Genomic DNA, 24,555 nt, shown 5'->3' with positions numbered 1-24,555 from the left:
CTGTGGACATGCGGAAGGACCTGTCACGCACTCGAAGAGGTTCGTGGTCTGCGCTGGGGGATTCGGGTCGTGTCGTGCTCCTTCCTTGGCGGGCCCGGCCGGGGCCGGTCTAGGAACCCCGGTAGGTCGAGTAGGCGAACGGGCTCAGCAGGAGCGGCACGTGGTAGTGCGCGTCCTCGTCCGCGAGGTGGAAGACGATGGCGACCTCAGGGTAGAACCCCGTCTGGTCGGTGGCGGCGAAGTAGGCCGCCGTGTCGAAGACGACCCGGTAGTAGCCGGCGGCGAGTTGGTCGGGCCCCAGGTCGGGGACGCGCCCGTCGTCGTTGGTGCGGCCCTCGGCGACGGTCTTCCACGAGGTGCGCTCCGCGTCGGCGGCGGCCTCCAGGCGGACCGGGACGTCGCGGGCGGGGCGGCCCAGCGACGCGTCGAGGATGTGCGTGGTCACGTGGCTCATGCGGCGTCCAGGAGTTTGTCGAGTCGGAGTCCGGCGATCTTGCGCAGTTCCTCGGCGACCACCCGCAGTTCACCGGAGAGGTCGTTGTCGAGCCGTGCGACGAGGTCGGCCAGCAGTGCGCGGCTGGACCGGCCGCTGGCGCAGACCAGGTAGATCTGCCCGAACCGCTCCTCATACTCACCCTGGGCGAACTCGAAGATCCGCTGCACGCGCAGCGACGCGTCGTCGGTGTCGGCGGCGAACGCGGACTGCTCGCCGCGCGACCACCGCGCCTCGGTCCCCTTCCCCTCGGCCTTCTCCCCGATGCGGGGGTGGCGGGCCAGCGCGGAGGCGACCTCGTCCCCGGTGATCCCGCGGGCGTGTTCGTCGGCGAGTTCGGTGAGGGCGTCCCGGTCGGCGTAGGGCGCCTGCCCGGCCACGGCCTCGACCCAGCGGTCGATGTCGAGGACCTGGGCGAGTTCGGTGCGCAGGTCCTCCCGTGACAGGGCGTTCAGGCGCGCCAGACCCGGGTCGGCGACCCCGTCCGGCTCTCGCGCGTTGGTCTCGGGCATGTGTTCTCTCCCCGTGTCCGGTGTGCGGTCAGTCCCGTGAGGGGCCCTACCCCGCTCACGACACTCGGATGTTCCCACAGAGTCACCGGGCATTTTTCGTAGTGCAGAGGGTTGTTTCCGTATGACGGATGGAGGGACTCTAACTCCAGACCGTGTGATCTTGTCAACACTGGCAAGGGGGGATTGTGGAAAAAGTCCGGGTTTCGTACTCCCGCACGAAGATCTGGCGATCTTCCCGGCGGAAGGCGCGGGTCGGATGGGGTGGGCGGGGCCCGTGGGCGGGTTCGCGGCGGGCGTCGGCGGTCTGGAGTGGCTCGGGTGGTTGACAAGGTCACGCTGGGAGCGCACACTCTGATTATTCCTTCAAGTGAAAACTACTTTCCGCATCGCGGAATACAGGGTGACGGAGGTCAGGCATGAGCCACGCGCTGGGCTACACGGTGAACTGCTCGCTGCTGTTCACCGAGCTCCCCATCAACGAACGTCCCAGGGCCGCCCGTGACGCGGGCTTCCATGCGGTGGAGTTCTGGTGGCCGTTCGAGAGCGCGACGCCCGTGCAGGACGAGATCGACGCCTTCGTCCGCGCGATCGACGACGCCGGTGTCCGGCTGAGCGGCCTCAACTTCTTCGCCGGGGCCCTTCCCGGCCCCGACCGCGGCGTCCTGTCCCAGCCCTCCCGCAGCGGCGAGTTCCAAGCCAACATCGAGGTCGTCGCGCGCATCGCCGAACGCACCGGCACCACCGGCTTCAACGCCCTCTACGGCCTGCGCCAGCAGGGCGTCGACCCGGCCGAGCAGGACCGTATCGCCCTGGAGAACACGGTCGCCGCCGCGAACGCGGTGGCCAAGGTCGGCGGAACCGTGCTCGTCGAGCCGATCAGCGGCTCCGAGGACTACCCGCTCAAGACCGCCGCCGACGCCCTCGCGTTCGTGGCCGAGGCCAGGCAGGCCGGGGCCGCCAACGTGGCGCTCCTCGCCGACTTCTTCCACCTGGCGGTCAACGGCGACGACGTGGCCGCGGTCGTGCGGGACCACGCGGCCGACTTCGGCCACATCCAGATCGCCGACGCCCCCGGCCGGGGCGAGCCCGGAACCGGGTCGCTGCCCCTCGACGAACTCCTCACCGAGGCCGAGACCCGCGGCTACCGCGGCCTGGTCGGTCTGGAGTACAAGCCGACCGTGCCCTCCGCCGAGAGCTTCGGCTGGCTGAACCGCTGACCACCGCGCCCCGGACGGGCGGCCGCCGCACGCGGTGACCGCCGCCGGCCGTCCGCCCCGCACGCCCTCGGGGCGGGCGGCCGCACCACCCGGACGCGATCGACACACCCGCAGACGACAGACCACGAAAGGGGCGGACATGCCCGCCAACAGCGACATCGCCTTCATCGGACTCGGGATCATGGGCCTGCCCATGGCCACCAACCTGGTCAGGGCCGGGTACGGCGTCACCGGCTACAACCTGGACCAGGCCGCGATCGACAAGCTCGTCGCGGCCGGCGGCAGGGGCGCGGGCAGCATCGCCGAGGCCGTGGCCGACGCCGACGTCGTCATCACGATGGTCCCGGACTCCCCGCACGTGGAGGAGGTCCTCACCGGCGAGGGCGGCGTCTACGACAACGCCAAGGCCGGCGCCCTGGTCATCGACATGAGCAGCATCCGCCCGGACGTCACCCGGGCCCTCGCCGAGACCGGCGCCGAGCGCGGCTTCCGCGTCCTGGACGCCCCGGTCTCCGGCGGTGAGGCGGGCGCGTGGAGGCCAAGCTGTCCATCATGGTCGGCGGTCAGCAGGAGGACTTCGACACGGCCAAGCCGATCTTCGACGTCCTCGGCACCACCCCGGTCCTGGTCGGCCCCAACGGCGCCGGTCAGACCGTCAAGGCCGCCAACCAGCTCATCGTCGCGGGCAACATCCAGCTCGTGGCCGAGGCCCTCGTCTTCCTGGAGGCGCACGGCGTCGACACCGAGGCGGGCCTGGAGGTCCTCGGCGGCGGACTCGCGGGCAGCACCGTGATGGCGCGCAAGGGAGAGGCCATGCGCAAGCGCGAGTTCCAGCCGGGCTTCCGGATCGCGCTGCACGACAAGGACATGAAGATCGTGACCACCGCCGCCCGTGAGGCCGGCGTGGCGATTCCGCTGGGAGCCCAGGTGGCCCAGTTCGTCGGCGCCCTCAAGCACCAGGGCCACGGCGGGCTCGACCACTCCGCGCTGCTGAAGATCGTCGAGCAGCTCTCCGGCCGCACCGAGTAATCGGCCACCTGGCAGTGGCCTTCCGCCGGCGGTACCGGCCTGCCGTACCCACGTCTTACGTGTGATCCGCGTGGCTGACGGCGGCCTCGGGTGTTGGCCGCACCCTGGGTCCCGCCGGCGGAATCCGTCAACCCCCCTAGCACTGAAGGGTTCGCTCCACATGGTACAGATGCCCGCGATGAACGCCGTCGTCGAGGTCCTCAAGGACGAAGGCGTGGACACCGCCTTCGGCTGCCCCGGCGCCGCCATCCTGCCGCTCTACAAGGCGATGGAGGAGGTGGGCGGTATCGAGCACCTGACCGTCCGCCACGAGGAGGGCGCCACCCACATGGCGGACGGGTGGTCGCGCACCACCGGCAGAGTGGGTGTCGCCATCGGCACCTCCGGTCCCGCCGGCACCAACATGATCACCGGTCTGTACACGGCGATGGCGGACTCCGTTCCGATCGTCTGCATCACCGGTCAGGCCATGACGTCCCTGCTGGACAAGGAGGGCTTCCAGGCGGTCGACATCGTCGAGATAGCCAAGCCCGTCACCAAGTGGGCCGTGCAGATCAGGGAGGCGGCCACCGCCCCCTGGATCTTCCGCGAGGCCTTCCGCGTCGCCCAGGAGGGTCGTCCCGGCCCCGTCCTGATCGACATCCCGCTGGACGTCGCCAAGCAGGTCATCGAGTACGACCCGTCCATCGACGCCCCGCTGAGGATCAACGTCGTCGAGCCGCACCAGCCGCGCGTCGAGCGCGCCCTGGACATGCTGTTGGCCGCCGAGCGCCCGCTGCTGCTCGCCGGCGGCGGTGTGATCCTGTCCGAGGCCTCCGAGGAGCTCAGGGAACTCGCCGAGTACCTCAACGTCCCCGTCCAGGTCACACTCATGGGCAAGGGCTCCTTCGACGAGGACAGCCCGCTGTACTCCGGTATGACCGGTGTCCAGACCTCCCAGCGCTACGGCAACGCCTCCTTCCTGGAGTCGGACCTGGTCCTGGCGGTCGGCGCGCGTTTCGGCGACCGCCACACCGGACAGATCGACGTCTACCGGGGTGACCGCGCGTTCATCCACGTCGACATCGAGCCCACCCAGATCGGCAGGGTCTTCGAGCCGGACCTGGGTGTGGTCTCCGACGCCAGGCTGTTCCTGTCCGCGCTCCTGGAGACCGCCAAGCTCGGGGCAGGAAGGCCGAGGTCCAGCCGTGGGTGGACCGCGTGAACGAACTCAGGCGGACGTTGACCCGCCGCGAGGACTTCGACACCGTGCCGATCAAGGCGCCGCGCGTCTACAAGGAGATCAACGAGGTCTTCGACGCCGACACCTACTTCGTCACCGCGATCGGCCTCTACCAGATCTGGGGCGGCCAGCACCAGAAGGCCTACAAGCCGCGCCACTACCAGATCTGCGGTCAGGCGGGCCCGCTGGGCTGGGAGATCCCGGCCGCCATCGGCGTCAAGAAGGCGCTCAAGAACACCGAGCCGGACGCCGAGGTCGTCGGCATCGTCGGCGACTACGGCTTCCAGTACATGGTGGAGGAGCTGGCCGTCGCCGCGCAGTACGACGTCCCCTACGTGATCATCATGATCAACAACGAGTACCTGGGCCTCATCCGCCAGGCCTCGCTCCCGTACGAGATGAACTACCAGGTCGACATCCACTACGACGAGTTCGGCACCGACAACGTCAAGATCATGGAGGCCTACGGCTGCTCCGGCCGCCGGGTCGCCGACCCGAACGAGATCCGGGACGCCCTGGAATGGGCGCGCAAGGAGGCCAAGGCCACCTCGCGTCCGGTTCTGGTCGAGATCATGATCGAGCGCGAGGCCAACACGCCGCACGGCCCCGCCATCGACGCGGTCAAGGAGTTCGAGCCTCTCCCCGGGGCGTAGCCGGTCAGGGGATCGGCTTCCCTCGGGGACGCCCCAGGGGAACAAATCGACAGGCGTCGCGGTCGTAGTGAACGGTTACGGCCGCGACGCCGCCCTTCTCACGCGGTGCCACCGTTTCCCTGTCGGAGGAGAAGCAGGTCACGCGCATCGTGTCCCAGAATGTGGACGTCGAGTACCAGAATTCCGGAGCACTCTGCTAGCGTGTCGGTCACTATGCTGCGCGAGCTGCTTCTCCTTAGCGGCCGCGGCGGGGGTCGTTAGACGGTCGGCTCCCTCGCCGCGGGACTTCGGCTTGCCATGGTCGGCCACTGACCACACGCCAGCAGATCCTTCAGGAGACACCCGATGGTGCCGCAGCAGCAGCCCAGCTCCATGCCCTTTCAGCGTTACCAGCCCTTCACCCCGGTCGACCTGCCCGACCGGACCTGGCCGTCCAAGACGATCACCGAGGCGCCCCGGTGGCTGTCCACCGACCTGCGCGACGGCAACCAGTCGCTGATCGAGCCGATGGACAACGTGCGCAAGCGCGAAATGTTCGAACTGCTGGTCACGATGGGCTACAAGGAGATCGAGGTCGGCTTCCCCGCCGCCAGCCAGACCGACTTCGACTTCGTACGGTCGCTGATCGAGGGCGACATGATCCCCGACGACGTCCAGATCTCCGTGCTGACCCAGGCCCGCGAGGACCTGATCGAGCGCACCGTGCAGAGCCTGGTCGGGGCCAGGCGCTGCACCGTCCACCTGTACAACGCCACCGCCCCGACCTTCCGTCGCGTGGTCTTCCGTGTCGACCGCGAGCAGTGCACGAACATCGCCGTCGAGGGCACCCGGCACGTCATGCGCTTCGCCGAGCAGTACCTGGGCGAGACCGAGTACTTCGGTTACGAGTACTCGCCCGAGATCTTCGTCGACACCGAGATGGACTTCGCCCTGGAGGTCTGCGAGGCCGTCATGGACGTCTGGCGGCCGGGGCCGGGCCGCGAGATCATCCTGAACCTGCCCGCCACGGTCGAGCGCGCCACCCCCAACGTCTACGCCGACCAGATCGAGTGGATGAGCCGCAACCTGAGCCGTCGCGAGCACGTGGTGGTGTCGGTCCACCCGCACAACGACCGCGGCACCGGCGTGGCCTCCGCCGAGCTGGCCGTCATGGCCGGGGCGGACCGCGTGGAGGGCTGCCTGTTCGGGCACGGCGAGCGCACCGGCAACGTCTGCCTGGTGACCCTGGGCCTGAACCTGTTCAGCCAGGGCGTGGACCCCAGGATCGACTTCTCCCAGATCGACGAGATCCGCCGCACGGTCGAGCACTGCACGCAGCTGCCCGTCGCCCCGCGCCACCCCTACGGCGGCGACCTGGTCTACACCGCCTTCTCCGGCTCCCACCAGGACGCCATCAAGAAGGGCTTCACCGCCCTGGAGGCCGAGGCCGCCGCGGCCGGGACCCCGGTCGACGAGTACGCGTGGGACGTGCCCTACCTGCCCATCGACCCCAAGGACGTGGGCCGCAACTACGAGGCGGTCATCCGCGTCAACAGCCAGTCCGGCAAGGGCGGCGTCTCCTACATCATGCAGCGCGACCACTCGCTGGACATGCCGCGCCGCCTGCAGATCGAGTTCTCCCGGGTGGTCCAGGAGCACACCGACGCCGAGGGCGGCGAGTTCTCCGCCGAGCGCATCTGGGAGATCTTCTCCCACACCTACCTGGCCGAGTCCGGGCCCGTCGCGGTCCTGGCGCACCGGTCCACCACGGCCGAGGACGGCACCTACCGGATCGAGGCCGACGCCCGCGTCAACGGCGAGATCCGGGAGCTGACCGGCACCGGCAACGGCCCGATCTCGGCGTTCTGCGACGCCCTGACCGACGTCGACGTCAAGGTGCGCGTGATGGACTACGTCGAGCACTCCCTGGGCGGTGACGGCGACGCCCGGGCCGCCGCCTACGTGGAGGCCGAGATCGACGGGACCGTGGTGTGGGGCGTGGGCATCCACAACAGCATCACCACGGCGTCCCTGAAGGCCGTGTGCGGCGCGATCGCCCGCGCCTGACCCGCCGCCGCGCGCACGCGAACGGGACGCACCCCCAGGGGCGTGTCCCGTTCGCCGCGGACGCGGCTACACGAAGCCGAAGACCTGGGTCCAGGCGTTGCCCGACTCGCCGACTCCGATGGCGACGAGGTCGCAGTTGAGGATGTTGGCGCGGTGCCCCGGGCTGTTCATCCAGGCGTTCATCACCTGCTCGGCGCTGGTCTGGCCCTTGGCGACGTTCTCCGCGCCCACCGAGTCGTACCCGTGGCGCGAGGCCCGGTCGCCCGGCCCATCGCCCTCGGGGCTGTCGTGCGACATGTAGTCGCGGGCGTCCATGTCCTCGCTGTGGTCCTGGGCGGCTGCCGTCAGCCGGTCGTCGACGCGCAGGGAGCCGCATCCGGCCTCGGCCCGCTCGGCGTTGACCAACTGCACGACCTGGTCGACCTTGGGGCCGCCCACCGGGGTGTCCGGGGAGCCGCTCCCACCGCCGCTTCCGCCACCGCTTCCGCCACCGGAACCGCCCGATCCGCCCCCGGACCCGCGGCCGTCCGCCTCGGTGTCCTCGGCGCGGGCGTCGGAGGCCGTGGCGCGCGCGGTCGCGGGCTCGTCGGAGCCGGCCCGCCCCTCCTCCCCCGACCCCCTTCTCGGGGTCTCGAAGAAGTCGTCGTCGGCCACGGTGGAGGGAACCGCGGAGTCGTCGGCCACGGCGTCGCCGATCTGGCCGGCGGTGGAGGCGTCGCTGGTCGAGCTCAGCGGGTTGATCTGGTCGCCCAGGTCGGTGACCAGCAGGGTTCCGGCGAGGGTCAGGCCGACGGGGATTGCAGCCAGACCCGCCACCAGCGGCAACGGGCGGCGTCGCCCGCCGCGCCCCGAGCTCCCTTCGTGAGCGTTCGCCCTACGTTTGCCTCGGCGGCCTCGTGCCATGTCGCTGTACCTTCCGTGCGGGTGCGGATGGGGGGTGACCACGTCACGTCGGGACGGTCACCGGGGGATCCCCTCGGCCGCTCCTGTGCGTGTGTGCGGCCGGGTGGCTCCGCGTCTCGGGGCGGCCCGGTCCTTCGTCTGGACACCGGGCGCCGCTCTCGGGCGTGGGGAGCCCGGCGCGGAGCACTTAGCGCGTGAGAGTAGAGCAAATGTCTCAAAAAGGGAATCCAAATCATAATAAAGCTGGTCATGGCGGTCCTCCCAGCGCGGCCGGATGTGCGGAGTGACGGTCGGATCCGTGACAATGGAGGGGTGAGTCTCTATCGCGACGAGGGTGTCGTCCTGCGCAACCAGAAACTGGGCGAGGCCGACCGCATCGTCACCCTGCTGACCCGGCGCACCGGTCTGGTCCGCGCCGTCGGCAAGGGGGTGCGCCGCACCAAGTCGCGTTTCGGCGCCCGGCTCGAACCGTGCACCCACGTCGACGTGCAGCTCTACACGGGCCGCACGCTGGACGTGATCACCCAGGCCGAGACCGTGCGCTCCTACGGTGAGGCGGTCGTGCACGACTACGCCCGCTACACCGCGGCCACCGCGATGCTGGAGACCGCCGAGAAGATCGTCGCCGTGGAGAAGGACCCGGCCCTGCGCCAGTTCCTCCTGCTCGTCGGAGCCCTGCGCGTCCTGGGCGAGGGATCGCACGACGCCCGGTTGGTCCTGGACGCCTACCTGCTCCGGTCGTTGGCCGTGGCCGGGTACGCCCCGGCCCTGGGTGAGTGCGCCCGCTGCGGCAGTCGGGGGGAGCACCGCGCGTTCGCGGTCCACGCCGGAGGTATGGTCTGCTCGGTGTGCCGTCCCCACGGCGCCGTGCACCCGTCCGCCGAGACGCTGCGCCTGATGACGGCACTGATCGAGGGCGACTGGGACAGCGCGGACGCCAGCGGGGGAGGGCATCGGTCCGAGTGCAGCGGGTTGGTCGCGGCCTACCTGCAGTGGCACCTGGAGAACGGAATCCGATCACTGCGGCACGTGGAGCGTTCTTGAGTCTGTTCAGCTTCGACACCGGAAACCGGCGGGAGTACACCGAGCCCGTCCCGCACCCGAGCGGGGCGCGCCCGCCGGAGTTGCCCGCGGACCTGGTGCCCCGGCACGTGGCCGTGGTCATGGACGGCAACGGGCGCTGGGCCAAGGAGCGCGGCCTGCCCCGGACCGAGGGGCACAAGGCGGGGGAGTCCTCCCTGTTCGACGTCATCGAGGGCGCTCTGGAGCTGGGCATCCCCCACCTGTCCGCCTACGCGTTCTCCACGGAGAACTGGAAGCGCTCGCCCGACGAGGTGCGCTTCCTGATGGGCTTCAGCCGCGACACCATCCGCCGCCGCCGTGACGAACTGCACGCCCGCGGCGTCCGCGTGAGGTGGGCAGGGCGTTCCGGGCGGCTGTGGAAGAGCGTCGTCAAGGAACTCCAGGAGGCTGAGGAGATGACGCGGGACAACACCCGGCTCACCCTCCAGTTCTGTGTGAACTACGGCGGCCGCGCCGAGATCACCGACGCCGCGCGCGCGCTCGCCCGCAAGGCGGCCGACGGCCGGATCTCCCCGGACAAGATCAGCGAGGACGCCATCGCGCGGGAGCTGTACGCGCCGGAGGTCCCCGACGTCGACCTGTTCGTGCGCTCGTCCGGTGAGCAGCGGACCTCCAACTTCCTGTTGTGGCAGTCCGCGTACGCCGAGTTCGTCTTTCTGGACACGCTCTGGCCCGACTTCGACCGCCGCGACCTGTGGCGCGCCTGCGAGATGTTCGCCGGCCGCGACCGCCGCTACGGCGGCGCAGTGCCCAACCCGGTTCCGGGGAAGTCCCAGTGACCGCCGCGACGGGGGCGGACGGCGCCCGGCTCGTGCGTCCCGACATGTCCTACGTCGCGGTGGGCGACAGCTTCACCGAGGGCGTGGGCGATCCCTACCCGGGCGGGGGCTACCGGGGCTGGGCCGACCGCCTGGCCGACCACCTCGCCGACCACGTCGGGCAGGTGCGCTACGCCAACCTGGCCGTGCGCGGAAAGCTCATGCGCCAGATCATCACCGACCAGTTGCCCGTGGCGCTGGACATGGCGCCGGACCTGGTCAGTCTGTGCGCGGGCGGCAACGACCTGCTGCGTCCCGGCGGCGACCCCGAACGCCTGGCCCGGATCCTCGACCACGCCGTGGGGCGGTTGCGCGCGGCGGGGAGCCAGGTGGTGCTGTTCACCGGGGTCAACATCAGCACCGGCTTCATGCGCGGCGCCATCGGGCTGTTCGCCCGTTACCACATGACGTCCGGGCGATCGCCGACGCCCATGGCTGCCTGCTCGTCGACCAGTGGCCGATGCGGGCCCTCACCCACCCGGCGCCTGGGACGCCGACCGCCTGCACATGTCCTCGGAGGGACACCGCAGGCTGGCGCTGCGCGTCGCCGAGGTGGTCGGGGTGCCCACAGAGCGGCGTTGGGACGAGCCGTGGCCGGACCGGGAGCCGGTCAGCTGGCCCCAGGCGCGCAGGGAGGACCTGGCCTGGGTCCGGGAGTCGCTGGTGCCCTGGGTCGGCCGCCGTCTGACCGGGCGCTCCTCCGGCGACGCCGTCACCGCCAAGCGGCCCACCCTGGAGCCGTGCCGCCGCTCCGACCGCGCGGAGTAGCCCGCCACGCGGTCGGGACCGCGCGATGGGCGGCACGCGTCGCGGTCCCGGTGATACTCGACTCGGGTGTGTTCCGTGGACGCCGCCCGCCGCGCCGCAGGGCGGGTGTCCGGGGAACACGCCCTACGCCCGCGAGGATGCGCGCACCGGGTGTCTCCAGGTGTCTCCAGTTCTGGACGCGTGGGGACTCCGGCCGGCGCCAGGTTCGGGAGGCGTTCACCCGACCCCGGACGCGGGCGTCACGAACGCGCGCATTCCGCGCAGGTCCCGAAGACCTCGACGGTGTGCGTCACTCCGGTGAACCCGTGCCGGGCACCCACCTCGGCCGCCCACTCCTCCACCGCCGGCCCCTCGATCTCCACCGCCGTCGAGCACTTCCTGCACACGAGGTGGTGGTGGTGCGCCTCGCTGTCGCACGCCCGGTAGACGGCCTCGCCGTCGTCGGTGCGCAGCACGTCCACCTCACCGGAGTCGCTCAGCGCCTGGAGGGCACGGTAGACGGTGGTCAGGCCGATCTTGGAACCCCCGGCGCGCAGGTCCGCGTACAGGTCCTGGGCACTGCGGAAACCGGTGCACCCGGTCAGCGCCTGTCGGACCGTCTCACGACGTGTGCTCATTGCTTCACCCTCCCCCGGTCGGTCTGGGGCATCGTACCGGCCGAGTCGGCCCCCTCGGGTCCCCGGGCGGCCGAGGCGCGCCTGCGCGCCCGGCGGCCGAGGAGCCCCCCGACGGCCACCGCCGCGCAGAACGCCGCCAACGCCAGGACCACGATCGTGGCGCCGGGCGCCAGGTCGGCGTAGAAGGCCGTGGTCAGCCCGCCCAGCGAGGAGACCAGGCCGATCGCCACGGCCAGGGCCATGGTCACCCGGAAGCTCCGGGTCAGTTGCTGCGCGGCGGCCACCGGCACGATCAGCAGCGCGCTGACCATGAGCACGCCCACCACGCGCATGGCGATGACCACGGTCAGCGCGGCCGTCACCGCGAGCAGGATGCTCAGGAACCGCACCGGCAGGCCGTGCGCGCGGGCCACCTCCTCGTCCTGGCACAGCACGAACAGCTCACGGCCGAAGAGCGCGACGACCGCGACCACACCCACGGCCAGCGCGCCGACGAACCACAGGTCCCGCGGTTCGACGGTGCTCACGGAACCGAAGAGGTAGGAGGTCAGTGTGGCGTTGTTCGCGCCCGGGGTGAGGTTGATCAGCAGCACACCGCCCGCGATCCCGCCGTAGAAGAGCAGCGCCAGCGCCACCTCGCCGCTGGCCCGGGTCCGCACGCGCACCAGTTCCATGACGATGGCCCCCAGCGTCGCCACGACGGCCGCGGTGAGCACGGGGGAGGTGCTGGTGAGCAGCCCCAGGGCGACGCCGGTGAGGGCGACGTGGCCGATGCCGTCGCCCAGCAGCGCCAGGCGGCGCTGGACGAGGAACGTGCCGACGATCGGTGTGACCAGACCCACGAGCACGGCGGCGATCAGCGCGCGCCGCATGAACTCGTACTGGAGCAGTTCAGTCACGTCCTGGCACCTCCAGTCGGATCAGGTCCGCGGGAGCGACGTCCGTGGCGGCCGCCGTGCGGGGGTCGGGGTCGTTGGGGTCGGGGTGGGGGTGCTGGTGCTCGTGGCCCGGGCGCGCGCACGCGCCGGTGGCGGCGGGGGCCCGGCCGTCGTGGACGACGCGTCCGTGCCCGAGGACGACGGCGCGTTCGATGACCTCCTCCAACGGGCCCAGTTCGTGCAGGACCAGCACCACGGTGGATCCCCGGTCGCGCAGGTGCGCGATGGTCCGGGCGAGCGCGTGCTGGTTGTCCGTGTCCACACCCGCCATCGGCTCGTCCATGACGAAGGTGTCCGGGCGACCGGCCAGGGCACGGGCGATGAGCACGCGCTGCTGCTGCCCGCCGGAGAGTTCGCGCACGGAGTCGCGGGCGCGTCCGGCCAGGCCCACGGCCTCCAGGGCCTCGTGCACGGCGGCGCGGTCGGAGCGGCTCGGGAACGGGGACAGACGGCCGCGCGAGGCGACCTGCCCGGAGGCGACGATCTCTCCCACGGTCGCGGGGACGGCGCCGCCGGCGGTGAGCCGCTGCGGGACGTAGCCGATCCGGTTCCAGGCGCGGAAGCGGCGCAGCGGGCGCCCGTGCACCCGGATCTCGCCGGCGGAGAGCGGCACGATGCCGAGCAGCGCGCGCATGAGCGTCGACTTGCCCGAGCCGTTGGGCCCCAGGACGGCCGTGGTCTGGCCCGCGTGCAGGTCGAGGCTGAGCCCGTCGAGGACCGGGGCCGCGTCGTAGGCGACGCGGGCGCGAGGACCTGGAAAGCGGGAGGGACGTCCGGGGAGCGTTGCCCGTCCCGGGTGCACTGGTTTGACACGGTGCCAGTATGGAGAAAATGAAAATGATTGTCAAAAAGGGGGCGAGATGCCGCCCCGGCGAAGTCACCGCGAGCGGCGTGCTTCTCAGAACCCGAGCAGCCGGGCGGCGGCCAGCACCGCCACCACCACGGCCATGAGCACGCGTGGGGCCCGCTGCCGGGAGTGCAGGGACGGCCACGCCAGATAGGCCAGCCACAGCAGGAACACGAGTACCAGGAGCAGGCACGGGGCGCCGATCCACCACGGGGCCGTCAGGCCCGCGATGAACAGCACGCCCAGCACCAGCGGCGGCAGCCAACGGGGGCACTGGTACAGCCACACCAGCGGTACCGCGCTGCGCGCCTCGACCGCCTGGCGCAACCGGCCCGCGCCCGGGGTCTGGAGGGAGTCGCCGTCGGGCAGGGGGCGTCCGGTGTCGCGCCGCCGTTCCTCGCCGTGTTCGGGGGAGACCATCGCCGTGCTTTCCTCGTTCCCGTGGAGGCCCGCGGGCCGGTACGGCGGCCCGGTGCTCCGACCCGCCGTCACACCGTGGGACACGGTGCCCCGGCGCCTGTGATACCCGCTTCCGTCCGACCCTAGTGCAGGCCCCCGGCGCGGTGGCGGGATACCGCCGCTCCCCGGTCGTCGCGCGCCCTTCCCGCGGCACCGCCGCTCCCACGAGCGGCAAGCCCCGACACGGGGGCGGTGATGGTCTGGATACGGCTGGTAGTCGTCTGACAGAGTGGCCCGTGTCAGCCGGTGCCCGCCCGTCGCCCGCCGCAGCGAACCCTCCGGAGCGTGTCTACTTCCGTGCCCGAACCCACCGTCATCGTGACGTTCGACGTCACCGAGCCGCACCTGCGGCACTGCCTCGACTCCCTGTCGCGCCAACGCGACGGGGACCGCACCGGTGCGGCGGCCGAGCCCCGCCCGGACGTCGACCTCCAGATCGTCCTCGTCGCGGTGCGCGGAGGGCACGGCGACCGCCCCGGCCACGCGCACGCCCGGAGCGAGAACGACCCGTTCGAAGACGACGGAGCCGAGGGCACCGACACCGACGCCGTCACACGGCGGGAGGACGGCGGCGACGGCAACGACGAGTTCGTCGAGTCCGCCCGCGAGGACGCTCTCGCCACCGCCGCCGCCTTCGCGGCCTCCCCGCCGCCCGGGGTCACGGCCACCCTCCTCGCCGACCCCCCAGCCGGCGACCCGGCCGCCGCCCGCGCGCGCGGCGCCGCCGCGGCCACCGGCACGCACCTGCTCTTCCTCGACGGCGCTGACGCGCTGACCGGATACGCGCTGGCCTACCTGGCACGCGCCGCCGCCGACACCGGGTCCGACCTCGTCGTCGGCAACGCCTACCGGTTCAACGAGCTCGGCGCCGCCCCGTCCAAAGCCCACCGCAGGTACGGGACGCGTCCCCGCCGGGCCGAGGACCCCCGCTCGCTCCCCGCGCTGGTCTCGGACCGCACCGTGGGCGACAAGCTCTGGCGCAGGGAGTTCTGGGAGTCCCTGCCCGACCGGGGACTGGCCCCCGAGGACGCCGACCTCGGCCTGTGCCGCGCCGTCCTGTCCGCCCGCGCGGTCGACGTCCTGCCCGCACCGGTCCTGCTCGTCCGCGAACGCGAGCGCGCCCCGATCCCGCTGGACGCCGACGTCCTGACCCGCCGCCTCACCGCGATGCGCCAACTGGCCGAGACCCTGCCCGCCGCCGACCGCGACCTGTGGGACCGTGCCCTCCTCCAGGGCGAGCTGCACCAGTTGGTGATGCGCGTGGACGATGCCGAGCCCCCGGCGCGCACGGCGATCGTCGCGCTGCTCGCCTCTCTCCTCGACCACGTCTCGCCCGACGTCGTCAAGGGGCTGTGCGCCCTGCACCGGCTCCTGTACCACCTGGTGCGCCGTGGGCGCGTGGACGATCTGGTCGAGGTGGTCACCTTCGCGCGCAGCGTCGAGCTCAGGAAGGCCGACGTCGTCCGGCGCGGCCTGGGCTACTACGCCCGCTACCCGTTCTTCGAGTCCGAGGATCCGGCCAGGGCCGTGCCCCGCGAGGTGTACCGCCTCGACGACGAGCTCAAGGTGCGGCAGAAGACCGAGGCCATCTCCTGGAAGGACGGCCGCCTGCACGTCAGCGGCCGGGTCGGCATCCGTCACCTGCGCGCCGGCAGGCGGTGGCAGCAGCACGTCGTCGCCTTCGCGGTCGACACGGGCACCCGCCGCCGCGTCCGCCTGCCCGTGCGCACGCGTCTGGCCGCGGAGTACCGCCTGCCCGACGTCGCCGACGCCGCCCGCCACGACTACGGCGGCTTCACCGTCGTCCTGGACCCCCGCAGGCTCCGCGCCGGGGGCCGCTGGGAACCCGGCGAGTGGAAGGTGGAGCTGGTCGTCCTCAACCGGTGGCTGGCGCGCCGCCGCATCGTCGCCGGACCGGTCCCCGGGCCGCCCGAGCGCCCCGGCTACCACCAGGTGGACGCGGACGTGTGGATCCGGCCGCACTGGAACCACGACCGCCAACTCGTGGTCGGCGTGAACCCGGTGCGCGCCCGGATCAGCGGCCACCGGTTCGACGCCCACCGCGGTGAGCTGGAGCTGAACGGCGACCTGGTCTGCGCGCTCGCCGCCGGGGCAGACCGCCTGCGCCTGGTCCGCCGACCGGGCACGGCCGTGCTCACCTACCCCGTCACCGTCCACGGCGGTCGCTTCACCGTCCGGGTCGGCGCCGACGAGCTGTTCGACCGCGCCGTCAGCGAGTGCGGCGGCGCGATCCGCCAGGAGGAGTGGGAGGCGCACCTGCTCACCCCGGCCGGGGAGACGGTGCCCGTCGTCCTGCCCGACCAGGTGGCCACCGCCGTCTACGCCTCCGAGGGCACCCACCGGGAACTCGTCGTCCAGCGCACCGCGACCGGCTTCGTCGCGCTGCGCGCCGGACACGCCCGGCCCATGGTCGCCGCCGCCCGTTGGGAGGGGCGCGTCCTGGTTCTGGAGGGCGAGTTCACGGCCGGCTCTCCCCTGCGGATCGTGGCCAGGGCGCGCGGTCGCGACGAGGAGCACGAGTTCCGGTTGGAACGGACCGGGTCCCGCTTCAAGGCGCGCCTCTCCCCGGCCGACGTCGCCACACTCTCCGGCGACCTGTCCCTGCCCGCCGGGTCCTACCAGCTGTGGGGCAGGGTCGCCGACGCAGGCGCCGACCAGGGCGCAGCCACGGACGTGCGGGTGGAGTTCACCGACACCCTCACCGCCGAGATGCCGATACGGATGGAGACCGACGAGCGCGGCTACACCCTCGCCTGCCAGGGCCATGGAACCCCCGTGCTGCGGGTGGGCAGCGACCTGCGCCCGGCCGAGCGCGGCGCCTTCGCCCAGCGACGGCTGCGCGAGACGTTCTACCCCGCCCAGCGGAACGAGCCGGTCTCCGAGGGCGTCCTCTTCGACACCTACACCGGCCGCCAGTTCTCCGACAGCCCCCGGAGCGTCTACGCCGAACTGCGCCGTCGCGAGCGGTGGGCGCACTACCCGATGTCCTGGCTGGTCGCCGACGGCCAGGTGAACCTGCCCGAGGACCTGTCACCGGTGCGGCTCCGGGGCCGCGAGTACTACGAGGCGCTCGCGCGCAGCCGCTACCTGGTGACCAACTCCCGCGAGCCCGCCTGGTTCCACCGCCGCCCCGACCAGGTGGTCGTGCAGACCTGGCACGGGTCAATGCTCAAGCGCATCGGCTTCGACGTGGAGACGTCCGGGGCAAGTCGCGCGACTACTTCGACAAGCTCGCGTGGGAGACCCGGCAGTGGGACTACCTCGTCTCGCCCAGCCCGTGGGCGACGCCGATCCTGCGCAGCGCGTTCCGGTTCGAGGGCGAGATCCTGGAGACCGGCTACCCGCGCAACGACGTCTTCCACTCCCCCGACAGGGAGCGGATCGCCGAGCGCACGCGCCGCCGCCTCGGCCTGCCCGAGGGCAGGCGGGTCGTGCTGTACGCGCCCACCTGGCGCGACGACAAGTACTACACCCGCGGCAAGCACAAACTGGACCTGCACCTGGACCTGCGTCGGATGCACGGCAAGCTCGGCGACGACCACGTGCTGCTGGTGCGGCGGCACCCGCGCGTGGTCGACAGCGTGCCGGTCGTGGGCGAGGACTTCGTCCACGACGTGTCGCTGTACCCGGAGATCATGGAGCTGTTCCTCATCACCGACGTGCTCGTCACGGACTACTCGTCGATGATGTTCGACTTCGCCAACACCGGCCGCCCGATGCTCTTCTTCACCTACGACCTGGAGAGCTACCGCGACAACCTGCGCGGGTTCTACCTCGACTTCGAGGAGACCGCCCCCGGGCCGCTGCTGACCGGTTCCGACGACGTCATCGGCGCGCTGCTGGACATCGACGAGGTCGCCGAGCGGCACGCCGGGGCCTACCGGGCCTTCGTCGACCAGTTCTGTCCGCTGGACGACGGCCAGGCGGCCGCGCGCGTGGTGGACCGGGTCTTCGGCGGGTCCTGACCCGTGTGTCCCGACCGGCCGGCGCCCCGGGGCCCGTTCCGGGGCGCGGCGCGTGCACGGTCTCCCGTGCGGTTGAATGGCGGCGTGATCGTCATCACCCGCTACTCCGTGCCCGAGGCCGACTCCGTGGCCTTCCAGACCGACGCGGCCACCGCCGTGGACGTGCTCTCGCGCCGTCCCGGGTTCCGGGGCCACCGGATCGGCCGCGCCGCCGACGACCCGACCCTGTGGACCGTGGTCACCGAATGGGACGGAGCGGGCTACTACCGGCGGGCGTTGTCGGACTTCGACGTCAAGGTGCAGGCCGTGCCGCTGCTCTCGCGCGCCATCGACGAACCGACCGCCTTCGAGATCCTGGCAGGCGGCGACCTCTGAGCAGTCCGGCACCCCGTGTGCCGTCGCCGGATTCGTGTGCGAGCGCTTGTCGGGTGCTCTAGCCTGGAAAGGCGGGCCCGCGGCGTGCCTCTCCCTGGTCGTGCCGGTCGGCCCGCTTCCCAACCAACTCCGATGTATCGCGCACCGCGATCCACCGACCGCCAGCCGGATGGAGAGTCACCCATGGCCGCCAAGTCAGAGGCAATGGACGCACTGGTCAACCTCGCCAAGCGCCGAGGTCTGGTCTACCCCTCCAGCGAGATCTACGGAGGTCTGCGAGCCGCCTGGGACTACGGTCCGCTGGGTGTGGAGCTGAAGGCCAACGTCAAGCGCCAGTGGTGGCGCTCGATGGTGCAGGAGCGCGAGGACATCGTCGGCCTCGACTCCAGTGTCATCCTGGCCCGCGAGGTCTGGGAGGCCTCCGGCCACGTCCAGGCCTTCGTGGACCCGCTCACCGAGTGCCAGTCCTGCCACAAGCGGTTCCGCGCCGACCACCTCGTCGAGGCCTACGAGGAGAAGCACGGCCGCGAGCCGGAGGAGGGCCTGGCGTCGCTGGCCTGCCCCAACTGCGGGGCGAAGGCCTCCTTCACCGAGCCGCGCATGTTCAACGGCCTCCTGCGCACCCACCTGGGCCCGGTCCAGGACGACAAGGGCTTGGCCTACCTGCGCCCGGAGACCGCCCAGGGCATCTTCGTCAACTACAAGAACGTCGAGCAGAGCGCGCGGCGCAAGATCCCGTTCGGCATCGGCCAGATCGGCAAGTCGTTCCGCAACGAGATCACCCCGGGCAACTTCATCTTCCGGACCCGCGAGTTCGAGCAGATGGAGATGGAGTTCTTCTGCAAGCCGGGCAGTGACGAGGAGTGGCACCAGTACTGGATCGACACCCGCCTCCAGTGGTACGTCGACCTCGGTATCGCCAAGGACAACCTGCGGCTGTACGAGCACCCGCAGGAGAAGCTGTCCCACTACTCCAAGCGCACCGTGGACGTGGAGTACCGCTTCAACTTCCAGGGCAGCGAGTGGGGCGAGCTGGAGGGTATCGCCAACCGCACCGACTACGACCTGAGGACGCACACCGAGGCGTCGGGCGTGGACCTGTCGTACTTCGACCAGGAGAACAACGAGCGGTACATCCCGTTCGTCGTCGAGCCCGCGGCCGGTGTCGACCGCGCGGTGCTGACGTTCATGCTGGACGCCTACAACGTCGACGAGGCGCCCAACGCCAAGGGCAAGATGGAGAAGCGCGCCGTGATGCGGCTCGACCCGCGCCTGGCGCCGGTCAAGGCCGCGGTGCTGCCGCTGTCGCGCAACGCGGACCTGTCGCCCAAGGCGCGTGACCTGGCCGCCCGGCTGCGCAAGCGCTGGAACGTGGAGTTCGACGACGCCGGCGCGATCGGCCGCCGCTACCGCCGCCAGGACGAGATCGGCACGCCGTTCTGCGTGACGGTGGACTTCGACACCCTGGAGGACGACGCGGTGACCGTGCGCGAGCGCGACACCATGTCGCAGGAGCGCGTGTCGCTGGACCGGGTGGAGACCTACCTGTTCGAGCGCCTGCCCGGCTGCTAGTTCCGGCGGGCCGAACGAACGACGCCGCCCGTCCCGTGTGGGGATGGGCGGCCGTGTGTCGTGGGGGAGGGGCCTCCGGGCGGGACTCACGTGCTCCGGGAGAGGCGCGACAGTTCCTCACGGGCACGGTCCACAGCGTCGATCTCCTTGCTCAGCGGCGCGACGGACTTCTTCGCCCGTTCCAGCTTCTTCTCGGGGTCCTCCACACCGGGGTAGGGGTCTTCGACGCCCTTGCGGATTTCCTTGGCGACGTAGAGAAGAATGCCGCCAGACACGAAGTAGGCGAAGATGGCGGCGGCGATTCTATCCTGCTTCCGTTTCTCTGTGCCCATTCCATGTACAAGTGGCGGGTGTTCTCGAAGGCGCCCATCGCACGGCGAACGTCGTTGACGAGCATCCGAAACTCGGCACAGCCGCTCCTCGGAGCGCAGTCGTGCTCGGGGTCCCGGCACTCGTATGCGGCCAGACCCTCCATGAACTCGATCAGATCGTCGCCCCGATGGCGATGTACCTGGCCGACCTGTGCACGATCCCGTCCAACCTGGCCGGGAACACGTCGCTGTCGGTGCCGTGCGGCCTCGCGCCCGAGGACGGCCTGCCCGCCGGCTTCCAGATCATGGCTCCGGCCCTGGCGGACGACCGCACCTACCGGGTGGCGGCGGCCGTCGAACGCGCCCTGTCCGAGCGCGATGGCGACCTGCTCGCCCGCAACCCCTACGCGGTCTAGCCGCAATGTCGTTCAGTTAGGGGTTGGGGCGGCCCGTCAACCCCTAACTGAACGACATTGCGGCTAGGAGGTCCCCGGGGAGGGGGCGGGTGCGACCTGGGTGGAAGACTCACCGTCATGGGAAAGATCCACGACTCCATCGGCGACCGGCTCGCGCGGTTCCTCCTCGCCCAGCCGGTGTTCTTCGTCGGCACCGCACCGCTCGCCGGGGACGGCCACGTCAACGTCTCTCCCAAAGGGATGGACGGGACGTTCGCCGTGCTCGGCGAGCACCGGGTGGCCTACCTCGACTACACCGGATCCGGCGTCGAGACCATCGCCCACCTGCGGGAGAACGGTCGGATCGTCCTGATGTTCTGTGCCTTCGACGGCCCGCCGAACATCGTCCGCCTCCACGGCCGCGGCCGCGCGGTCCTGCCGTCCGATCCGGAGTTCGAGGCCTGCGCGCCCACTTCCCCAAGGAGCGCACCCACGGACAACGCTCGATCATCGTGGTCGACGTCCAGCGCGTCTCCGACTCCTGCGGATTCTCCGTGCCCCTGATGGACGTGCGCGGTGACCGCGATCTGCTGGACCGGTACCACGAACGCCATGACCCGGCCTACTTCGACGACATGTGGCATCACCGCAACGCCGCCAGCATCGACGGTCTGCCGGGATATCCGCCGTCCTCGTGAGCGCCGGAACCGGGCTCCGGACACGGCGAGACGGCCGGACCCGGGGGGATTGGTTTCCGGCCGTCTCTTCGGTTCCCCCGGCCGCACACGACCGAGGGATCCTGCTCTCAACCTAGCGGTAGCGGGTGCGCGGTACGCGGTCCTTTGGTGTGCATTGTCCTACCGCGTAAGCGAATCGTGACTGCGGGATCCGAGAGCGCCGCCGAAGCGTTCCTGATGCGGGTCGTCGGGTTCCGCGCGGTCACGCGGCCGGGCCAGGGCGCAGACCCGACTCCATACCTCGTTCTCCTATGCCTAGGTCTGCTAGGGTAGCAACCCCTGGCGGAACGAGGCATAGGACGTACACGTGCACATCGACAAGGACCTGGTCGCGGCGTCGGCCACACCGCTCGTCCTCGGCATCCTGGCCGAGGGCGAGTCCTACGCTACGCCATCGTCAAACGCGTCAACGAACTCTCCGGCGGGCAGATGCAGTGGACGGACGGGATGCTCTACCCCCTCCTGCACCGCCTGGAACGCAACGGCTACGTCCAGGCGACCTGGGGCACGTCCGACGCCGGCCGTCGCCGCAAGCACTACGCGATCACCCAGGCCGGGCGGGAGGCGCTGACCGAGCGGCAGAAACAGTGGAGTGTCGTCGCCGACGCGCTCAGGCAGGTGTGGCAGGCCGCGTCGCATCCCCCCGTCCCGGGGGTCGCCACGACAGGGGGGATCGCCTGATGAGCGAGGCCGCACGCGGTGACGTCCTGGAGGCCCAGATCGACCAGTGGCGCGGCTTCGTGCGCCGCCGTCGGGCCATCGCCCCGTCGGACGTCGAGGAGATGGAGGACCACCTGCGCGAGCAGATCGCCGACCTGGGGGCCAACGGCCTCGACCACGAGGAGGCCTTCCTCGTCGCGGTCAAGCGCATGGGCGACCTGGACGAGGTGTCGCGGGAGTTCGCGCGCGAGCACTCCCACCGGCTCTGGAAACAGCTGGTCCTCGTCCCCGAGGCCGACGACGGTGCGGGCGGCCCGTCACGGTGGCGCGAACTCGGCGTGCTGCTCGCCTTCGCGGTCGGCGCGGGGTTGGCGGTCAAACTCCTCTTCACGACCGTGGACGACGAGTTCGCGCAGGTCCGCAACCTCGCCTTCACGGTGCTCCCGTTCCTGGCGGGATGGTTCGCCTGGAAGCGGGGCGTCACGTGGTGGGTGTGCGCGGCGGTGGCCGCCGTCGCGGCCGTACCGGCCCTGGCGGTGAACCTCTACCCCTTCGAGGCCACCCCCGGACCGTTCCCGGCCCCCGGGATGACCGACGTCCTCGCGATCACGCACGCTCCGGTCATCCTGGGGTTGCTCGTGGGCGTCCTGCACGCGGGCGGGAACTGGCGGTCCCACGACCGGCGGATGGACTTCGTGCGGTTCGTGGGCGAGCTGACGATGTACCTGGCGCTGCTCGCGCTGGGGTCGATGGTCCTCGTCGGTCTCACCTTCGGCGTGCTGGCCCTGGTGGACGTCGACCTGGAGCCGTTCTTCGAGGGCTGGCTGCTGCCGTTCGGCGTGCCCGGCGCGCTCCTGGTGGCCGCGTGGCTGGTGGAGGCCAAGAAGAGCGTGGTGGAGAACATCGCGCCCGTGCTGACCCGGGTGTTCACACCGCTCGCGCTTCTGATGCTGGTCGCGGACCTGGTGGCGCTCCTGGTGAACGGTCCGCTGACCACGGTGGACCGCGGCCTGCTCATCCTCATGGACGCCGTCCTGGTGCTGGTCCTGTTCCTGCTGCTGTACTCGATCTCCGCCCGCGACCCGTTGGCCCCGCCGAACGTGTTCGACTGGCTGCAACTCGCGCTGGTCGCAGCGGCGCTCGCGGTGGACGCCGTCGCGCTGACTGCGATGCTGACCAGGATCGCGGAGTTCGGGTTCACCGCCAACAAGACCGCCGCGCTGGGGCTCAACCTCGTGCTGCTGGTGCACCTGGTGTGGTCGGCGTGGCTGATGCTGGGCTTCGTTCGGGGCCACCGTCCGTTCGCCGCGGTCGAACGGTGGCAGACGACCTACCTGCCGGTCTACGCAGCATGGGCGGGGCTGGTCGTGCTGGTGTTCCCGCCGGTGTTCGGCTTCGTCTGACACGGGCGATGACCGCGCCCCCGTGCGTCGGGTCTCTTCTGGGGACCTTGGCCGCGCGGGGGCGCGATGTCGTGTCCTGGGGCGGTCAGCCCTCTTCGGGGCGAGCACCTCCGGGGGCTCGTCGTCCACAGAGGTGTCGACCTCGGCCCACGCCTGCGGGAGAATGGGGGGTGGGAGTTCGGGGATGCCGCTCATCGGCGTTCCTCTCCTCAGGCCGCCCGAGGTGGGACGTAGAGGGTCCAAGCTCATGACCCCACTCCGGGCGGCTGTCTAGTTTCCTGACAGGCCCAGCGATCACGCTCAGCGATCTAGGCTTGACCTGTTGTCAATAGTGGCACGCCCTACATAGGATGCGCAAGAAGTTGAACCAATAATGCGTGAGTATCTGCGAGGTAACCCGTGCCAGCGAAGAGACAGGTCACCCTGCGGGCCCAGTGGATAGGGAAGACCTTCAAGGAGTTGCGCCAGCGCAACGGCATGACCTTGCAGGAGGTCGGCGAGTATCTGCGGCGCGATCAGTCGTCTGTGAGCAGGTTCGAAGCGGGGATTCACCCACCACGCAAGGACGACGTCATCGCACTGATGGACTCTACGGGGTGGAGGAGGAGTCTCAGCGTCAGGCCACGCTGCACATGGTGGATGAGGTATCCAAGACAGGCTGGTGGGAGAAACACTCCAAAGATGTCAGCGGCTGGATGATTGATGCGCTCTGGCTGGAGGAGCGGGCGCATGAGCTCAAGGAATTCAACGTTGGCGCAGTCTCAGGCTGCTTCAGACCTCCGAGTACGCCGAGGCTCTCATGCGCGCCGATGACCCAGGGGCACCCAAGCAGCAGATCAAGCGCTGGGTCAATTTGAGGATGACGCGACAGAAGATCCTGAACCAAGACGGGGTTAGGTTCTCGGCTGTACTTGACGAAGCCGTCCTCCGGCGTCCTATCGGGGGAAACTTGGTCATGGCTGAACAAGTTGCGCACGTCGCTTCTGTCGCGACGCGAGAGAACGTTGACATTCGTGTCCTGCCCTTCTGGTCTGGCGCGCACTGCGGGAGCGCAGGAGCCTTCACCCTGATCGTCATGCCGAACCCGTTTCCGCTCGTTGCGCACATCGAGAGCCCCGCGGGGGCGCTCTTCGCCGAATCAGTCGGAGCGGACGACCTGGCAGACCGATACGATCGGTTGTACGAGGGCAGCCTTGGACTGGATGAGTCCATCGACTTCCTACGCAGGGTTGAACAGGAGTTGCGATGAACCGGGACACGTCGGCCGTGGTCGGTTGGCGGACCAGTAGTTACAGCAGGAACAGCGGCGGCAACTGCGTCGAGGTCGGCTGGCACATCAGCAGCTACAGCGTCAACGGTGGCGGCGAGTGCGTCGAAGCGGGTCCCTTCCGGAACGAACCCGGCCGGTTCGCGGTCCGCGACTCCACCCAGCGTGACCTCGGCTTCCTGTCCTTTCCCCGGGACGCGTGGGCCACCTTCCTGCGCGCGACCGCGCAGGGCTGACCTCTCCT

Annotated in this window: 18 protein-coding genes and 7 pseudogenes; 17 read left to right on the top strand and 8 right to left on the bottom strand. The window is 70.6% G+C overall.

Annotated elements, in window-relative coordinates:
• Window positions 1-109 precede the first annotated feature (109 nt).
• Both uraH and uraD read right to left on the bottom strand, forming a co-directional pair.
• Window positions 110-454 carry a hydroxyisourate hydrolase gene (gene uraH / locus BJF83_RS14505; protein ID WP_075926712.1) on the bottom strand — a complete coding sequence of 115 codons (345 nt, stop codon included), beginning with the start codon at window positions 452-454 and terminating at the stop codon, window positions 110-112.
• Complete coding sequence (uraD, locus tag BJF83_RS14500; protein ID WP_075926711.1) at window positions 451-1,005, bottom strand: 2-oxo-4-hydroxy-4-carboxy-5-ureidoimidazoline decarboxylase; 555 nt, start codon at window positions 1,003-1,005, stop codon at window positions 451-453. Before uraD ends, uraH begins: the two co-directional genes overlap by 4 nt.
• A gap of 416 nt (window positions 1,006-1,421) precedes the next feature.
• Between uraD and BJF83_RS14495 the strand changes: the two genes are divergently transcribed.
• From BJF83_RS14495 to leuA, 4 genes and pseudogenes are all read left to right on the top strand, one after another.
• Window positions 1,422-2,222, top strand: a complete 801-nt coding sequence (locus tag BJF83_RS14495) for a hydroxypyruvate isomerase family protein (protein WP_075926710.1) — start codon at window positions 1,422-1,424, stop codon at window positions 2,220-2,222.
• 139 nt (window positions 2,223-2,361) lie between these two features.
• Window positions 2,362-3,251: pseudogene (locus tag BJF83_RS14490) on the top strand (2-hydroxy-3-oxopropionate reductase).
• Window positions 3,252-3,411: 160 nt separating this feature from the next.
• Window positions 3,412-5,126, top strand: a pseudogene (gene gcl, locus BJF83_RS14485) (glyoxylate carboligase).
• A 345-nt stretch (window positions 5,127-5,471) separates the two neighbouring features.
• Entirely contained in the window at window positions 5,472-7,172 is a 1,701-nt protein-coding gene (gene leuA, locus BJF83_RS14480; RefSeq protein ID WP_075926709.1) for a 2-isopropylmalate synthase, read from the top strand.
• Between the two features lie 66 nt (window positions 7,173-7,238).
• Here leuA and BJF83_RS14475 read toward each other — a convergent pair whose 3' ends face one another.
• Window positions 7,239-7,988 carry a CAP domain-containing protein gene (locus tag BJF83_RS14475; protein ID WP_262391556.1) on the bottom strand — a complete coding sequence of 250 codons (750 nt, stop codon included), beginning with the start codon at window positions 7,986-7,988 and terminating at the stop codon, window positions 7,239-7,241.
• A gap of 399 nt (window positions 7,989-8,387) precedes the next feature.
• On the opposite strand from BJF83_RS14475, the gene recO reads away from it, so the two are divergent.
• The 3 genes and pseudogenes from recO (at window position 8,388) to BJF83_RS14460 (ending at window position 10,744) form a co-directional block, all read left to right on the top strand.
• Window positions 8,388-9,119, top strand: coding sequence for a DNA repair protein RecO (gene recO, locus BJF83_RS14470; protein ID WP_075926707.1), 732 nt, complete (start codon window positions 8,388-8,390; stop codon window positions 9,117-9,119).
• Entirely contained in the window at window positions 9,116-9,937 is an 822-nt protein-coding gene (locus BJF83_RS14465) for an isoprenyl transferase (RefSeq protein ID WP_075926706.1), read from the top strand. The genes recO and BJF83_RS14465 overlap by 4 nt, the downstream gene beginning before the upstream one ends.
• 44 nt (window positions 9,938-9,981) lie before the next feature.
• Window positions 9,982-10,744 (top strand): annotated as a pseudogene (locus tag BJF83_RS14460) (SGNH/GDSL hydrolase family protein).
• Between the two features lie 239 nt (window positions 10,745-10,983).
• On the opposite strand, the gene BJF83_RS14455 reads toward BJF83_RS14460, so the two are convergent.
• The 4 genes and pseudogenes from BJF83_RS14455 to BJF83_RS14440 form a co-directional block, all read right to left on the bottom strand.
• Window positions 10,984-11,361, bottom strand: coding sequence for a Fur family transcriptional regulator (locus BJF83_RS14455; protein ID WP_075926705.1), 378 nt, complete (start codon window positions 11,359-11,361; stop codon window positions 10,984-10,986).
• Complete coding sequence (locus BJF83_RS14450) at window positions 11,358-12,260, bottom strand: metal ABC transporter permease (protein WP_075926704.1); 903 nt, start codon at window positions 12,258-12,260, stop codon at window positions 11,358-11,360. The genes BJF83_RS14455 and BJF83_RS14450 overlap by 4 nt, the downstream gene beginning before the upstream one ends.
• A pseudogene (locus BJF83_RS14445) lies at window positions 12,253-13,112 on the bottom strand (metal ABC transporter ATP-binding protein). The gene BJF83_RS14450 and the pseudogene BJF83_RS14445 overlap by 8 nt, the downstream one beginning before the upstream one ends.
• A gap of 85 nt (window positions 13,113-13,197) precedes the next feature.
• Window positions 13,198-13,566 (bottom strand): DUF6703 family protein, encoded by a 369-nt coding sequence (locus BJF83_RS14440; RefSeq protein ID WP_075926702.1) that lies wholly within the window; start codon window positions 13,564-13,566, stop codon window positions 13,198-13,200.
• Window positions 13,567-13,902: 336 nt separating this feature from the next.
• On the opposite strand from BJF83_RS14440, the pseudogene BJF83_RS14435 reads away from it, so the two are divergent.
• From BJF83_RS14435 to BJF83_RS14425, 3 genes and pseudogenes are all read left to right on the top strand, one after another.
• Window positions 13,903-17,591 (top strand): annotated as a pseudogene (locus tag BJF83_RS14435) (CDP-glycerol glycerophosphotransferase family protein).
• A gap of 84 nt (window positions 17,592-17,675) precedes the next feature.
• The gene (locus tag BJF83_RS14430; protein WP_075926701.1) at window positions 17,676-17,966 is read left to right on the top strand and encodes an antibiotic biosynthesis monooxygenase; all 291 of its coding nucleotides are present in this window, start codon (window positions 17,676-17,678) and stop codon (window positions 17,964-17,966) included.
• Window positions 17,967-18,149: 183 nt separating this feature from the next.
• A complete protein-coding gene (locus BJF83_RS14425; protein WP_187347152.1) occupies window positions 18,150-19,538 on the top strand; it encodes a glycine--tRNA ligase in 1,389 nt (462 codons plus the stop codon).
• Window positions 19,539-19,624: 86 nt separating this feature from the next.
• Here BJF83_RS14425 and BJF83_RS14420 read toward each other — a convergent pair whose 3' ends face one another.
• A complete protein-coding gene (locus tag BJF83_RS14420; RefSeq protein WP_075926699.1) occupies window positions 19,625-19,870 on the bottom strand; it encodes a hypothetical protein in 246 nt (81 codons plus the stop codon).
• Between the two features lie 11 nt (window positions 19,871-19,881).
• Here BJF83_RS14420 and BJF83_RS29235 point away from each other — a divergent pair, with 11 nt between their 5' ends.
• The 7 genes and pseudogenes from BJF83_RS29235 (at window position 19,882) to BJF83_RS14390 (ending at window position 24,547) form a co-directional block, all read left to right on the top strand.
• Complete coding sequence (locus tag BJF83_RS29235) at window positions 19,882-20,265, top strand: amidase family protein (protein ID WP_262391552.1); 384 nt, start codon at window positions 19,882-19,884, stop codon at window positions 20,263-20,265.
• Between the two features lie 117 nt (window positions 20,266-20,382).
• Window positions 20,383-20,942, top strand: a pseudogene (locus BJF83_RS14410) (pyridoxamine 5'-phosphate oxidase family protein).
• Between the two features lie 346 nt (window positions 20,943-21,288).
• A pseudogene (locus tag BJF83_RS30565) lies at window positions 21,289-21,662 on the top strand (PadR family transcriptional regulator).
• Window positions 21,662-23,044 (top strand): permease prefix domain 1-containing protein, encoded by a 1,383-nt coding sequence (locus tag BJF83_RS14400; protein ID WP_075926698.1) that lies wholly within the window; start codon window positions 21,662-21,664, stop codon window positions 23,042-23,044. Before BJF83_RS30565 ends, BJF83_RS14400 begins: the two are co-directional and overlap by 1 nt.
• A 477-nt stretch (window positions 23,045-23,521) precedes the next feature.
• On the top strand, window positions 23,522-23,743 hold the full coding sequence (locus BJF83_RS29225; protein WP_262391555.1) for a helix-turn-helix transcriptional regulator: 222 nt from the start codon (window positions 23,522-23,524) through the stop codon (window positions 23,741-23,743).
• A gap of 100 nt (window positions 23,744-23,843) precedes the next feature.
• A complete protein-coding gene (locus tag BJF83_RS29220) occupies window positions 23,844-24,293 on the top strand; it encodes a DUF5753 domain-containing protein (protein ID WP_262391550.1) in 450 nt (149 codons plus the stop codon).
• Window positions 24,290-24,547 (top strand): DUF397 domain-containing protein, encoded by a 258-nt coding sequence (locus BJF83_RS14390; protein WP_075926697.1) that lies wholly within the window; start codon window positions 24,290-24,292, stop codon window positions 24,545-24,547. Before BJF83_RS29220 ends, BJF83_RS14390 begins: the two co-directional genes overlap by 4 nt.
• Window positions 24,548-24,555 lie beyond the last annotated feature (8 nt).

The organism is Nocardiopsis sp. CNR-923 (genome assembly GCF_001942255.1).
GTDB lineage: Bacteria > Actinomycetota > Actinomycetes > Streptosporangiales > Streptosporangiaceae > Nocardiopsis.
The sequence above is the reverse complement of the archived record's forward strand: the minus strand, read 5'-3'. Positions and strand labels throughout refer to the sequence as shown.

Bases quoted from the DNA above. Each gene is read 5' to 3' on its own strand.
- leuA (WP_075926709.1), top strand. From the start codon at position 5,472: ATGGTGCCGCAGCAGCAGCCCAGCTCCATGCCCTTTCAGCGTTACCAG.
- BJF83_RS29220 (WP_262391550.1), top strand. From the start codon at position 23,844: ATGCGCGCCGATGACCCAGGGGCACCCAAGCAGCAGATCAAGCGCTGG.
- BJF83_RS14390 (WP_075926697.1), top strand. From the start codon at position 24,290: ATGAACCGGGACACGTCGGCCGTGGTCGGTTGGCGGACCAGTAGTTAC.
- BJF83_RS14425 (WP_187347152.1), top strand. From the start codon at position 18,150: ATGGCCGCCAAGTCAGAGGCAATGGACGCACTGGTCAACCTCGCCAAG.
- BJF83_RS14400 (WP_075926698.1), top strand. From the start codon at position 21,662: ATGAGCGAGGCCGCACGCGGTGACGTCCTGGAGGCCCAGATCGACCAG.
- uraD (WP_075926711.1), bottom strand. From the start codon at position 1,005: ATGCCCGAGACCAACGCGCGAGAGCCGGACGGGGTCGCCGACCCGGGT.
- uraH (WP_075926712.1), bottom strand. From the start codon at position 454: ATGAGCCACGTGACCACGCACATCCTCGACGCGTCGCTGGGCCGCCCC.
- BJF83_RS14440 (WP_075926702.1), bottom strand. From the start codon at position 13,566: ATGGTCTCCCCCGAACACGGCGAGGAACGGCGGCGCGACACCGGACGC.
- BJF83_RS14420 (WP_075926699.1), bottom strand. From the start codon at position 19,870: ATGGGCACAGAGAAACGGAAGCAGGATAGAATCGCCGCCGCCATCTTC.
- BJF83_RS14495 (WP_075926710.1), top strand. From the start codon at position 1,422: ATGAGCCACGCGCTGGGCTACACGGTGAACTGCTCGCTGCTGTTCACC.
- BJF83_RS29225 (WP_262391555.1), top strand. From the start codon at position 23,522: ATGACCTTGCAGGAGGTCGGCGAGTATCTGCGGCGCGATCAGTCGTCT.
- BJF83_RS14455 (WP_075926705.1), bottom strand. From the start codon at position 11,361: ATGAGCACACGTCGTGAGACGGTCCGACAGGCGCTGACCGGGTGCACC.